The 14,111-nt window shown below is 74.6% G+C and carries 1 pseudogene; it reads left to right on the plus strand.

Annotated features, from left to right (window positions below):
• Nucleotide 1: 1 nt before the first annotated feature.
• Nucleotides 2–14,086, plus strand: a pseudogene (locus ACH54P_RS39895) (type I polyketide synthase); the annotation flags it as partial.
• Between the last annotated feature and the right edge of the window lie 25 nt (nucleotides 14,087–14,111).

The raw sequence follows: 14,111 nt of genomic DNA on the forward strand, positions 1-14,111 counted from the left end.
ATCACCGGACAAGATCGTCGAAGCCCTGCGCGCGTCGCTCAAGGAGAGCGACCGGCTGCGGGAGCTCAACCGGCGGCTCGAAGCGGCGGCCGGCGAGCCGATCGCCGTCATCGGGATGAGCTGCCGCTACCCCGGCGGCGCCGGCTCGCCCGACGAGCTGTGGGACCTCGTCGCCCGCGGCGACGACGCCGTCACCGGCTTCCCCGCCCGCCGCGGCTGGGACCTGGCCGGCCTGTACGACCCGGACCCCGACCGGCCGGGCAAGGTCTACACCCGCGAAGGCGGTTTCCTGCACGACGCCGACCAGTTCGACCCGGCGTTCTTCGGCATCAGCCCGCGGGACGCGCTGGCCATCGACCCGCAGCAGCGGCTGCTCCTCGAGGTGTCGTACGAGGCGTTCGAACGCGCCGGGCTGACCATGGACGCGGTGCGCGGCAGCCGCACCGGCGTGTTCGCCGGCGTGATGTACAACGACTACGCGGGCCGCATGTACGAGGTGCCCGAGGGCTTCGAAGGCCTGTTGGGCAACGGCAGCGCGGGCAGCGTCGCCTCCGGCCGCGTCGCCTACACCTTCGGGCTCGAAGGGCCCGCGGTCACCGTCGACACGGCGTGTTCGTCGTCGCTGGTCGCCGTCCACCTGGCCGCGCAGGCGCTGCGCCAAGGCGACTGCACCCTGGCTCTGGCCGGGGGCGTGTCGGTGATGGCGACGCCGTCCGCGCTGATCGAGTTCAGCCGCCAGCGGGCCCTGGCGCCGGACGGCCGCTGCAAGGCGTTCGCGGCCGCCGCCGACGGCACCAGCTGGGCCGAGGGCGCCGGGATCCTGCTGCTGGAACGGCTTTCCGACGCCGAACGGCTCGGTCATCCGATCCTGGCCGTGGTCCGCGGCACCGCCGTCAACCAGGACGGCGCGTCCAACGGCATGACCGCGCCCAACGGCCCCGCGCAGCAGCGCGTGATCCGGGTGGCACTGGCCAATGCGGGCCTCGCGCCGTCCGATGTGGACGTCGTCGAGGCGCACGGCACCGGGACGTCGCTGGGCGACCCGATCGAGGCCGAGGCGCTGCTCGCGACGTACGGCCAGGACCGCGAGCGGCCGCTGTGGCTGGGGTCGCTGAAGTCCAACATCGGGCACACGCAGGCCGCCGCCGGCGTCGGCGGGATGATCAAGATGGTCCAGGCGATGCGCCACGGCGTGCTGCCGAAGACGCTGCACGTCGACGCGCCTTCACCGCACGTCGACTGGTCGGCCGGGTCCGTCGAGCTGCTCACCGACACCGTGGCGTGGCCGGAGACCGGGGACGTCCGGCGGGCGGGCGTGTCGTCGTTCGGGGTCAGCGGCACGAACGCGCACGTCATCCTGGAAGCCCGGCCGCGCTCCGAACCCGAGCCCGCCGGGTCGCCGTCGGTCGTGCCGTGGGTGCTCTCGGCGCGCAGTGAACCGGCTCTACGCGCTCAGGCGCGGAACCTCCTGTCCCTGGTGGACGGCGACACCGCGGCCGTCGGGGCCGCGCTCGTCCGGTCGCGGCAGCTGTTCGAGCACCGGGCCGTCGTGGCCGGGGAGCTGCGGGCCGGGCTGACCGCCCTGGCCGAACAGGGCGTCGGCGCCCAGGTCGCCCGCGGCTCGCGCCGCGCCGTGTTCGTCTTCCCCGGCCAGGGGTCGCAGTGGACCGGGATGGGCCGGGAACTCCTCGAAACGTCGCCGGTCTTCGCGGCGCGGATGGCGGAGTGCGCCACGGCGCTGGAGAAGTTCGTGGACTGGAACCTCCTGGAGGTCCTCGACGGTGACCTGCAGCGGGTCGACGTCGTGCAGCCCGCGCTGTGGGCCGTGATGGTGTCGCTCGCCGAGGTCTGGCGCTCCTCCGGCGTCGAACCCGCCGCCGTCGTCGGCCACTCCCAGGGGGAGATCGCCGCCGCCGTGGTCGCGGGTGGACTGTCCCTTGAGGACGGCGCGCGCGTCGTCGCGCTGCGGAGCCAGGCGTTGCTCGCGTTGTCCGGCAAGGGCGGCATGGTCTCGCTGACCGTTCCCGTGGAACGCGCGGAACAGCTCATCGCGCCGTGGGGCGAGCGCCTCTCGATCGCCGCGGTCAACGGCCCGTCCTCGGTCGTCGTCTCCGGCGACGCCGGCGCCCTCGACGAGCTGATGACCCAGGACGTCCCGGCCAAGCGGATCGCCGTCGACTACGCGTCGCACTCCGCGCACGTCGAGGCCATCGAGGCCGAGCTGCTCGAGGCACTGGCGCCGATCCGCCCGCGCACCGGCGACGTCCCGTTCCACTCGACTGTCACCGGCGAGCTGCTCGACACCGCCGCGCTCGACGCCGCCTACTGGTACCGCAACCTGCGCCGGACCGTCCACTTCGACCGGACGATCCGGCCGTTCGGCGGCAAGCCGGTCTTCGTCGAGTGCAGCCCGCACCCGGTGCTCGTCCCCGGTCTCGACGAAACCGCCGTCGGCACCCTCCGCCGCGGCGAAGGCGGCCGGGCCCGGCTGCTCACTTCGATCGGCGCCGCCTTCAGCCACGGTGTCGACGTCGACTGGGCACGGGAGTTCGACGGCGTCGACGCGACCGGCGTCGAGCTGCCGACCTACCCGTTCCAGCGCACGCCGTTCTGGCTCGACGCCCCGGCCGTGACCGGCGACGTCGCCGGGCTCGGTTCGGCCGGGCACCCGCTGCTCGGCGCGGTCGTCGCCCTCGCCGACGGCGACGGCTACCTGTTCACCGGACGGCTTTCGGCGCGGTCGCACCCGTGGCTGGCCGACCACGTCGTGCGGGGCACGGTCATCCTGCCCGGCACGGCGATGCTCGAACTCGCCGCGCGGGCCGCGCAGGAGACCGGCGGCCGGGTCGTCGAGGACCTCGTCCTGGAAGCGCCGCTGGTGCTGCCCGAGCAGGGCGCCCTCGAGGTCCAGGTCTCGGTCGGCGCGCCCGACGGCACCGGCCGGCGCACGGTCGGCGTGTTCAGCCGCGCCGCCGACGACGGCTGGACCCGGCACGCGAGCGGCGTGCTGGGCGGCCCCGAGCCGGCGGGCACGGACCTGCTGACCTGGCCGCCCACCGGGGCCGAGCCCATCGACATCGAGGGCCTGCACGACCGGTTCGCCGCCCAGGGCTTCGCGTACGGCCCGGCGTTCCGCGGGCTGCGCGCGGCGTGGCGCCTCGGCGAGGAGATCTACGCCGAGGTCGCGCTCCCGGCCGGGAGCGCGACCGAGGCGGCCCGGTTCGGGCTGCACCCGGCACTGCTCGACGCGGCCCTGCAGGCCGCGGCCCTCGGCGGCGGGGACCGCGCCCTGATGCCGTTCGCGTGGTCCGGCGCGGTCCTGCGGGCGGGCGGCCCGGCCGCGCTGCGCGTGCGGATCCGGCCGGCCGGGGACGACGCCGTGGCCCTCGACGTCGCCGACTCGGCCGGGGTGGCCGTGGCGAGCGTCGCGTCGCTGGTCCTGCGTCCCCTCGCGGCGCAACAGCTCGTCGCCGACTCGCTGTTCCGCCCCGAATGGACACCGGTCGCGGTGCCCGCCCACGGTGACACGGACCTGAAGCTGGTCCACGTCACGGGCGACCCCGCCGACGTCGGCGGCAGCGTCCGGCGCGTCCTGGCTCACGCTCTCGAGACGATCCAGGCGCACCTGGCCGAGGCCGACGGTCGCCTGGTGTTCGTCACCCGCGGCGCGACCACCGGCGACGACCCCGCGGCCGCGGCCGTCTGGGGCCTGGTCCGCTCGGTCCGCGCCGAGCACCCGGACCGGTTCCTGCTCGCCGACACCGACACCGACACCGACGACGTCACCCCGCTGGTCGCGGTCCTCGCCGCCGGGGAAGAGCCCGAGGTCGCGCTGCGCGACGGCGTGGTCCTCGCGCCGCGGCTGGTCCGCGCCGACCAGCCGGACGCCGAGGCGGCGCCCGCGTTCGACGTCAGCGGCACCGTCCTGATCACCGGCGGCACCGGCGCGCTCGGCTCGCTGCTGGCCCGGCACCTGGTGACCACCCACGGTGCCCGCCACCTGCTGCTCACCAGCCGCACCGGCGCCGCGAACCCCGGACTCGACAACCTCGACGCCGACGTCCGGATCGTCCGGTGCGACGTCGCCGACCGCGAGCAGCTCGCCGCCGTTCTCGCCGGTGAGCACGTCACCGCCGTCGTGCACGCGGCGGGCGCGCTCGCCGACGGCGTCGTGGAGTCGCTGACCGCGGAGCACTTCGAACGCGTCTTGGGGTCCAAAGTAGACGCCGCCCTCACCTTGGACGAACTCACCGACGCGCCGACGTTCGTGCTGTTCTCCTCGGCGACCGGGACGCTCGGCAGCGCCGGGCAGGGTGCGTACGCCGCCGCGAACGCGGTCCTCGACGCCCTCGCTCTACGTCGGCCGGGTGCGCAGTCGCTGGCCTGGGGCCTGTGGGCGCGCAGCGGCGGCATCACCGGCGCGATGACCGACGCCGACCGGCGGCGGATGGCCCGCGCCGGGTTCCCGCCGCTGCCGGACGAGCAGGGCATGGCGCTGTTCGACACCGCCCGCACGCTGGCCGACGCGGTGCTCGTGCCGGTGAAGCTGAACGTTTCCGCCCTGCGTGACCAGCCGGTGCCGCCGATCCTGCGCAAGCTGGTGCCGGCGCGGGCGGCCGCGGTCGATCCGGGGCTGCGGACGCGGCTGGCCGGGCTCGACGACACCGAAGGCGAGCGCGTGCTCACCGAGATCGTCCGGACCCACGTCGCGGTCGTGCTCGGCCACGCCGAGGTGTCCACAGTGGACACATCGATGGCGTTCCGCGATCTGGGGTTCGACTCCCTGACCGCTGTCGACCTGCGCAACCGGCTGTCGGCGGCGACCGGGCTGCGGTTGCCCGCCGCGCTCGTCTTCGACCACCCGACCCCGGCCGCGCTCGCCGCGTTCCTCCGTTCGGAGCTCGGCGGGGCGGCGGCCTCGGTCGCGGTGACGACGACCGCCGCGTCGAACGAGCCGATCGCCATCGTCGGGATGAGCTGCCGCTTCCCCGGTGGCGTCACCTCGCCGGAGGACCTCTGGCGGCTCCTGGAAGACGGCGGCGACGCCATCACCGAGTTCCCCGCCGACCGCGGCTGGGACGTCGACGCGCTCTACGCCCCCGAGCCCCAGGCCGGGAAGACCTACGTCCGCGCGGGCGGGTTCCTCGACGGCGCGGCCGACTTCGACCCCGGCTTCTTCGGCATCTCGCCGCGCGAAGCGCTGGCCATGGACCCGCAGCACCGCCTGCTGCTCGAAGCGGCGTGGGAGGCGTTCGAGCGGGCCGGGATCGACCCGGCGGCCGTGCGCGGCAGCCGCACCGGCGTGTTCGCCGGGCTGATGTACCACGACTACGGCGCCCGGCTGTCCGAGGGCCCCGACGACGTCGAAGGCTTCCTCGGCGTCGGCAACTCCGGCAGCGTCGCCTCGGGCCGGATCGCCTACACCTTCGGGCTCGAGGGGCCGGCCGTCACGGTCGACACGGCGTGCTCGTCGTCGCTGGTCGGGCTGCACCTGGCCGTCCAGTCGCTGCGCTCGGGGGAGTGCACGATGGCGCTGGCCGGCGGCGCGACGGTGATGGCCACGCCCGGCACGTTCGTCGAGTTCTCGCACCAGCGCGGCCTCTCGCGGGACGGCCGGTGCAAGGCGTTCTCCGCCGACGCGGACGGCGCCGGCTGGGCCGAGGGCGTCGGCATGCTGCTGGTCGAGCGCCTCTCCGACGCGCAGCGGCTCGGCCACCCGGTGCTCGCGGTCGTCCGCGGTACCGCGGTCAACCAGGACGGCGCGTCCAACGGCCTGACCGCGCCGAACGGGCCGTCGCAGCAGCGTGTCATCCGGGCGGCGCTGGCGAACGCCGGGCTTGCACCGTCCGATGTGGACGTCGTCGAGGCGCACGGCACCGGGACGTCGCTGGGTGACCCGATCGAGGCGGACGCGCTCCTGGCCACCTACGGCCAGGACCGCGCGCACCCGTTGCTGCTCGGCTCGGTGAAGTCCAACATCGGGCACGCGCAGGCCGCCGCCGGGGTCGCCGGCGTGGTCAAGATGGTGCTCGCGCTCGGCCACGACACGGTGCCGCGCACGCTGCACGCGTCGACGCCCACTCCGCACGTGGACTGGTCGTCCGGCGCGATCCGGCTGCTGTCGTCGCCTTCGCCGTGGCCGGAGACGGGGCGGCCGCGTCGTGCGGCGGTTTCGTCGTTCGGGATCAGCGGGACCAACGCGCACGTGATCCTGGAAGCCGCTCCCGCTTTCTCTCCGTCCGCTGAGCGGACAGTGCCTCCGGTGGTGCCTTGGGTGCTGTCGGCCCGGACGGAGGACGCGCTGCGGGCGCAGGCAGCACGTGTGCCTCTCGGTGACGCCTTGGACGTCGGGTTTTCGCTGGCCACGACCCGGGCGGTGTTCGAGCACCGCGCGGTCGTCCTCGACGGGCACGCGGACGCGGCCCGGGCGTTCGCCGACGGCGGCGCGCCCGCGGACGTCGTCACCGGCGTTGCCCGGCCGGGCCGCCGGGTGGTGTTCGTGTTCCCCGGCCAGGGCTCCCAGTGGGTCGGCATGGGGCTTTCGCTGCTCGAGTCGTCGCCGGTGTTCGCGGCCCGGATGGCCGAGTGTGCGTCGGCTCTGTCCTCCTCGGTGGACTGGGATCTGCTGGACGTGCTCTCCGACGCTTCGGCGTTGGAGCGGGTCGACGTCGTGCAGCCTGCGCTGTGGGCGGTGATGGTGTCGCTGGCTTCGGTGTGGCAGTCCTACGGTGTCGAGCCCGCCGCTGTGGTGGGTCACTCCCAGGGGGAGATCGCGGCCGCCGTCGTCTCGGGTGGGCTGTCTCTTGAGGACGGTGCTCGGGTGGTTGCGCTGCGGAGCAGGGCGATCCTCCGGCTTTCCGGCCTCGGGGGGATGGTTTCGCTGGGTGTTTCGCCTGCGCGGGCGGAAGAGCTGATCGCGCCGTGGGGTGAGCGGATCTCGATCGCCGCGGTCAACGGGCCGTCGTCGGTCGTGGTGTCCGGCGAGGCCGAGGCGCTCGATGAGCTGCTGGCCGCGGTGGACGTGCGGGCGCGGCGGATCGCCGTCGACTATGCGTCGCACTCCGCTCAGGTTTCGCTGCTGGCCGACGAGCTGGCCGCGGTGTTGGCGCCGGTGCGGCCCCGGGCCGGGCGGATCCCGTTCGTTTCCGCGGTGACCGGCGAGGTGCTGGACACGGCGTCGCTGGATGCGGCGTACTGGTACCGCAACCTGCGGGAGCCGGTGCGGTTCGACCAGGCGGTGAACGGGTTGCTGGCGGGCGGGCACACGGCGTTCGTCGAGTGCAGTGCCCACCCGGTGCTGACGGCGGGGATCGAGGAGACCGCCGACGCGGCGGACCGGGCGATCGTGGCCACAGGCACGCTCCGCCGCGACGACGGCGGCGCCGACCGCCTGACGCGGTCCCTGGCGGAGGCCTTCGTGGCGGGGGTCCCGGTCGACTGGCCGGTGGTGTTCCGGGGGACCGGTGCGGCGCGGGTCGGGTTGCCGACTTACCCGTTCCGCCACCGCCGGTTCTGGCCGAGCGACCCGGAGCCACGCTCGACGGACCCGGTCGACGATCGGTTCTGGGCCGCGGTGGAACGCGCGGACTTGAGTGCCCTCGGCTTGGAGGCGGACGAGCAGCAGCGGGAGGCTCTGGGGTCGGTGCTGCCGGTGCTGTCGTCCTGGCGGCGGCGCGGGCGGGAAAAGTCCACTGTGGATGGCTGGCGCTACCGCGTGACGTGGCAACCGGTGAAGACGGCGTCGGAGAGGCTGGGGGGCCGTTGGCTGTTGCTGGTTCCGCAGGAAGGCGCTGGTTGGGCCGAGGCCCTCGAAACCGCCCTGACCAGCCACGGCGCCGAGGTCGTGCGCATCCCCGTCGACCCGGCCACCGACCGCACCACCCTCGCCGCCCTGCTCACCGGCCACGGCGAGACCTCCGGCGTCCTCTCCCTGCTCGCCTCCGCACCCGGGCGGCACCCGCGGTACCCCGCCGTCCCGCTCGCCCATGCCGCCACGGTCACGCTCGTCCAAGCCCTCGGCGATGCCGGGGTCGAGGCACCCCTGTGGGTGACGACCCGCGGGGCCCTGAGCACCGGGCCCGCCGATCCCGTCGAGGATCCCGAGCAGGCGCTCGTCTGGGGCCTCGGCCCGGTCGTCGGGCAGGAACACCCCGGCCGCTGGGGTGGCCTGATCGACCTCCCGCAAACACCGGACGCCACGGCCGCCGATCGGGTCAGTGCCGTGCTCGCCAAGCCCGGCGGGGAGGACCAGCTGGCCGTCCGGGCCTCCGGCACCTTGGCCCGGCGGCTCGCCCACGCGACCGACAGCGAGAGCACCCACACCTGGCGGCCCTCGGGAACCGTGCTGGTCACCGGCGGTACCGGCGCGCTCGGCGCGCACGTCGCGCGCTGGCTCGCCCGGGGCGGGGCCGAACACATCATCCTCACCGGACGCCGCGGGCTCGACGCGCCCGGCGCGCCGGAGCTGGTCGCCGAGCTGGCGGAACACACCGGCGTCAGCGTGTCCACGGTGGACCTGGCCGACCGCGCGAAGCTCGCCGAGCTGCTGGCGGGCATCCCGGCCGAGCGGCCGCTGACCGCCGTCGTGCACACGGCCGCCGCCCTCGACGACGCCCTCCTCGACCAGCTCAGCCTCGAGCAGGTCGACCACGTGCTGCGGGTCAAGGCCGAAGCCGCGCTGAACCTGCACGAGCTGACCGGCGACCTCGACGCCTTCGTGCTGTTCTCGTCCTTCGGCGGCATGTTCGGCGCCGCCGGCCAGGGCAACTACGCGCCCGGCAACGCCTTCGTCGACGCCCTCGCGCGCCGCCGTCGGGCGGAGGGCCTGCCCGCGACCGCCGTCGTCTGGGGCCACTGGGCCGCCGGGGGCATGGCGACCGGCGCCGTCGAAGAACGCATGCTCTCCCGCGGCGTCCCGGCGATGGACCCGGACCTGGCGATCGCGGCCCTGCAGCGGGTGCTCGACCACGACGAGACCAGCGCCGTCGTCGTCGACATCGACTGGGCCCGCGTCGTCGCCGTGTCCGGCACGCCGAGCCCGCTGTTCCGCGAGATCCCCGAGGTCCGGCGGCTCGTCGCCGAGGCCACGCCGGAAGTCGTGACCGACCTCCTCGACGTCGTCCGCACGCAGGTCGCGGCCGTGCTCGGCTACGACTCCGGCGCCGAGGTCGACGCCGGCCGCGCGTTCCGGGACCTCGGCTTCGACTCGGTCACCGCCATCGAGCTGCGCAACCGCCTCCAGGCGGCCACCGGGCTGCGGCTGCCCGCGACCCTCGTGTTCGACTACCCGAGCCCCGAGGGGCTGGCCCGCCACCTCACCACCGAACTCGGCGGCGAGCAGGCCACCGACGCACCGGTCGTCGTCACCGCGTCCGACGAGCCCATCGCGATCGTCGCGATGAGCTGCCGGTTCCCCGGCGGGGTCGGCTCGCCCGAGGACCTCTGGCGCATGCTCGACGCGGGCGGCGAAGGCATCTCCGGGTTCCCGGCCGACCGCGGGTGGGACCTCGACGGCCTCTTCGACCCCGACCCGGACGCCCCGGGCAAGACGTACGTCCGCGAAGGCGGTTTCCTCGACGGCGTCGCGGACTTCGACCCCGCGTTCTTCGGGATCAGCCCGCGCGAAGCGCTCGCGATGGACCCGCAGCAGCGGCTGCTGCTCGAGACGTCGTGGGAAGCGTTCGAAGCCGCCGGCATCACCCCGGCCGCGCTGCGCGGCAGCCGCACCGGCGTGTTCGTCGGCGCGAGCTCGTCGTCCTACGGCGCCGGTCTCGCCGAGCCGCCGGAAGGCACCGAAGGCCACCTGCTCACCGGCACCTCGATGAGCGTCACGGCCGGGCGGCTGGCTTACACCTACGGCACCGAAGGCCCGGCCGTCACCCTCGACACGGCGTGCTCGTCGTCGCTGGTGGCGCTGCACATGGCCGGGCAGTCGCTGCGGGCGGGGGAGTCCGAACTCGCGCTGGCGGGCGGGGTGACCGTGATGGCGTCGCCGGCGCCGTTCGTGCTGTTCAGCCGCCAGCGCGGGCTCGCCCGCGACGGCCGCTGCAAGGCGTTCTCCGCCGCCGCCGACGGGATGGGCATGGCCGAGGGCATCGGCATGGTCGTCCTGGAACGACTGTCCGACGCCCAGCGCAACGGCCACCCGGTGCTCGCGGTGATCCGCGGCTCGGCGGTCAACTCCGACGGCGCGTCCAACGGTCTGACCGCGCCGAACGGGCCGTCCCAGCAGCGGGTGATCCGTCAGGCCCTGGGCGCGGCCGGGCTGCGTCCGTCCGATGTGGACGCCGTCGAGGCGCACGGCACCGGGACGTCCCTGGGCGACCCGATCGAGGCGCAGGCGCTGCTCGCGACCTACGGGCAGGACCGCGAGACGCCGTTGTGGCTGGGGTCGGTCAAGTCGAACATCGGCCACACGCAGGCCGCCTCGGGGGTGGCGGGGGTGATCAAGATGGTCATGGCCCTGCGTCACGGTGTCCTGCCGCGCACCCTGCACGCCGAGGAGCGCTCGACGCACATCGACTGGACGGCGGGTTCGGTCGAGCTGCTCACCGAGCCGCGCCCGTGGCCGGTGCGTGAGAAGCGCCGCGCCGGGGTGTCGTCGTTCGGCGTCAGCGGCACCAACGCCCACCTGATCCTCGAACAGGCCCCGGACCCGGCACTTTCCGCCGCCGAGCCGGTTGCGCTGCCCGCGGTGCCGTGGGTGCTCTCGGCCCGCACCGCCGACGCGCTGCGGGACCAGGCCGCGAACCTGCTGTCCCGGGTGGACGGTTGCGACCCCGCCGACGTCGGGTTCTCCCTGGCGACGACGCGGTCCGGGTTCTCGCACCGGGCCGTCGTCGTCGGCCGGGACGCCGCCGAGCTGCGGGACCGGCTGCAGGCTATGGCCGAGGGAACGGCCGGGCCCGGTGTCGCGGAAGGCGTCGCCGGTACCCCCGGGAAGGTCGTGTTCGTCTTCCCCGGCCAGGGTTCCCAGTGGACCGGCATGGCCGCCGACCTGCTCGGCTCGTCGCCGGTGTTCGCCGGCCGGATGGCCGAGTGCGCGGCCGCGCTGGCGTCCTATGTGGACTTCTCGGTGCTCGACGTCGTGCGCGAGCGCGAGCCGATCGAGCGGGTCGACGTCGTCCAGCCGGTGCTGTGGGCGATTCTCGTGTCGCTCGCCGCGGTCTGGGAGTCGCTCGGCGTCCGGCCGGACGCGGTGCTCGGGCACAGCCAGGGCGAGATCGCCGCGGCCTGCGTCGCCGGGGCGTTGACGCTGGACGACGCCGCGCGCGTGGTGGCGCTGCGCAGCCAGGCGATCCGGGAACTGGCCGGGCAGGGCGGGATGGTCTCGGTCGCGCTCGGCGCCGACGCCGTCCGCGCCCGGCTGGCGGACTACGCCGACCTGTCGGTCGCCGCGGTCAACGGCCCGGAGTCGGTCGTCGTGTCCGGTGGAGCGGACGAGCTGACCCGGTTCCAGGACAACTGCGTCGCCGACGGGGTGCGCGTCCGCCGGATTCCGGTGGACTATGCCTCGCACTCCGGACACGTGTCTCGCATAGAGGACAGGCTGCGGGTCCTGCTGGCACCGGTGACGCCGGTGGCGGGCAGCGTGCCGTTCTACTCGACGGTGACCGGCGAGCTGATCGACACGACCGCGCTCGACGCCGGGTACTGGTACCGGAACCTGCGGCAGACGGTGGAGTTCGAACGGGCCACGCGGGCGTTGCTGGAGTCCGGGCACGGCGTGTTCGTCGAGTGCAGCCCGCACCCGGTGCTGACCATGGCGATCGGCGAGACGGCGGACCGCGCCGAACGCGCGGCCATCACGGGCGGCACGCTCCGGCGCGGTGCCGGCGGCGCCGACCGGGTCCTGCTGTCGGCGGCGGAGCTGTCCGTCGTCGGCGTGCCGGTCGACTGGGCGGGCGTGTTCCCTGGTGGCCGCCGGGTCGACCTGCCGGTCTACCCGTTCCGTCACCAGCGGTTCTGGCTCGACTTCCAGCTGCCCGCCGCGGTGGCCGCGGAAGACGCCGGGTTCTGGTCCGCGGTCGAGTCGGGTGACCCGGCCGGGCTGGCCGCGGTCCTGGACGTCGATCGTGACGCCGTGGCCACGGTGCTGCCCGCGCTCGCGCGCTGGCGGGCCGATCGGGCGGAGCAGTCCGCTGTGGACTCGATGCGCTACACGGTCGAGTGGGAGCGGGTCGCCGAGCCGGTCGCGGGCGAGCCGGGCCGCTGGCTGTTCGTGACGCCGGACGGTGGTGACGACCCGGTCATCGCGGAGTTCGTCCGGCAGGGTCACGAGGTTGTGGTCACGGGGGCCAGTGGACTATCTGGTGAGTTCGCAGCGCCGGGCGGTGCACTGAACGGTGGGTTCACCGGCGTCGTCTCCCTCCTCGCCTCCGACCGGAGTGAGCTCCGGCCGGGAGTCACCGCGGGGCTCGTCGCGACCCTCGTCCTCTCCCAGACCCTGACCGAAGCCGGAATCACCGCACCCCTGTGGTGCGTCACCCGCGGCGCGGTACGCACAAGCGCAACCGACCTCCCGCCCGACCCCGTCCAGGCCCAAACCTGGGGCTTCGGCCGCGTCCTCGGCCTCGAACAGCCCCAGCGCTGGGGCGGACTGGTCGACCTCCCGCCGACGCCAAACGAAGAAGCCCTGCACCGCTGCCTCGCCACGATCACCGGCCGGGGCGCCGAAGACCAGGTCGCCCTGCGTGGCGATGGCGTCTTCGGCCGTCGTCTGGTGAGGGACGCGCGGCCGACCGCCGTCCCGGCTCCGTGGCGTCCGCGCGGCACCGTGCTGGTCACCGGCGCCACCGGGGCCCTCGGCCCGGTGATCGCCCGGAAGCTCGCCGAAGGCGGGGCGGAGCACCTGGTGCTGACCAGCCGCCGGGGGAGTGCGGCGGCCGGGATGACCGAGCTGGCCGCGGAACTCACCGAGGCGGGCGTCGGCGTCACCGTCGTGGCCTGCGACGTCGCCGACCGGGACGCCCTGGCCACGCTGGTCGAGAAGACCGAAGCCGACCACGGGCCGATCCGGTCGGTCGTGCACGCCGCCGCGCTGATCCGGCTCACCGCGCTCGCCGAGTCCACTGTGGACGAGTTCGCCGACGTCCTCGCGGCCAAGGTCGCCGGGGCCGCTCACCTGGACGAGCTGTTCGCCGAGCGGGACCTCGACGCCTTCGTGCTCTTCTCCTCGATCGCCGGGGTCTGGGGCAGCGGTGACCACGGTGCCTACGCGGCCGGCTCGGCCTACCTGGACGCGCTCGCCGAGCGCCGCCGGGCCGCGGGCCGCACGGCGACCTCGATCGCCTGGGGCGTGTGGGACGCGCAGCACGTGCTCGACGACGGTGTCGTGGTCGAGGACCTGATGAACCTCAACCCGGAGTGGCACGGCCTGTCGCCGATGGCCCCGGCCGCCGGCATGCGCGGCATGCAGCGGGCGCTCGACCTCGACGACACCTTCGTCGCGGTCGCCGACGTCGACTGGGCGCGGTTCACCGCCGCGTTCACCTCGGCGCGGCCGAGCCCGCTGCTCGGCGGGATCGACGACGTCCGGCGGATCCTCGCCGCGGAATCCGAGGCCGACGCGGCCGCTACTCCCGCGATGGAAGCGTTTCGGGAGCGGCTGCTGGCAATGTCGGTTGTCGAGCGGCAACGGACCGTGCTCGACCTGGTCCGGGGCATCGCGGCGACCGTGCTCGGGCACGACTCGCCGTCGGCGCTCGACCCGGCCCAGGCGTTCCAGGAGCTCGGGTTCGACTCGCTCACCGCGGTCGACCTGCGCAACCGGCTCGCCACGGCCACCGGGTTGCGGCTGCCGGCCACGCTCGTCTTCGACCACCCGAGCGCGCACGCGCTGGCCGCGCACGTGCTCGCCGAACTCCTGCCCGGCGACGAGGCCCCGGGCCTGGCCGAGCTCGACCGGCTCGAGGCGGCGCTGGGGGACGGCGTCGCCGACGGCCCGGCGCGCACCGAACTGACCCTGCGGCTGGAGACCCTGCTGAGCCGGCTGAGCGCCACCGAACCCGCGCCCGAGGAGCGCGACCTCGGCGAAGCGACCGACGACGAGCTGTTCGACGTCCTCGACGGCCTGCGCACCTCCTGACCTCTTCGCACCTAGGAGCACCACC

It is taken from the genome of Amycolatopsis sp. N2S4-7 (assembly GCF_058119595.1).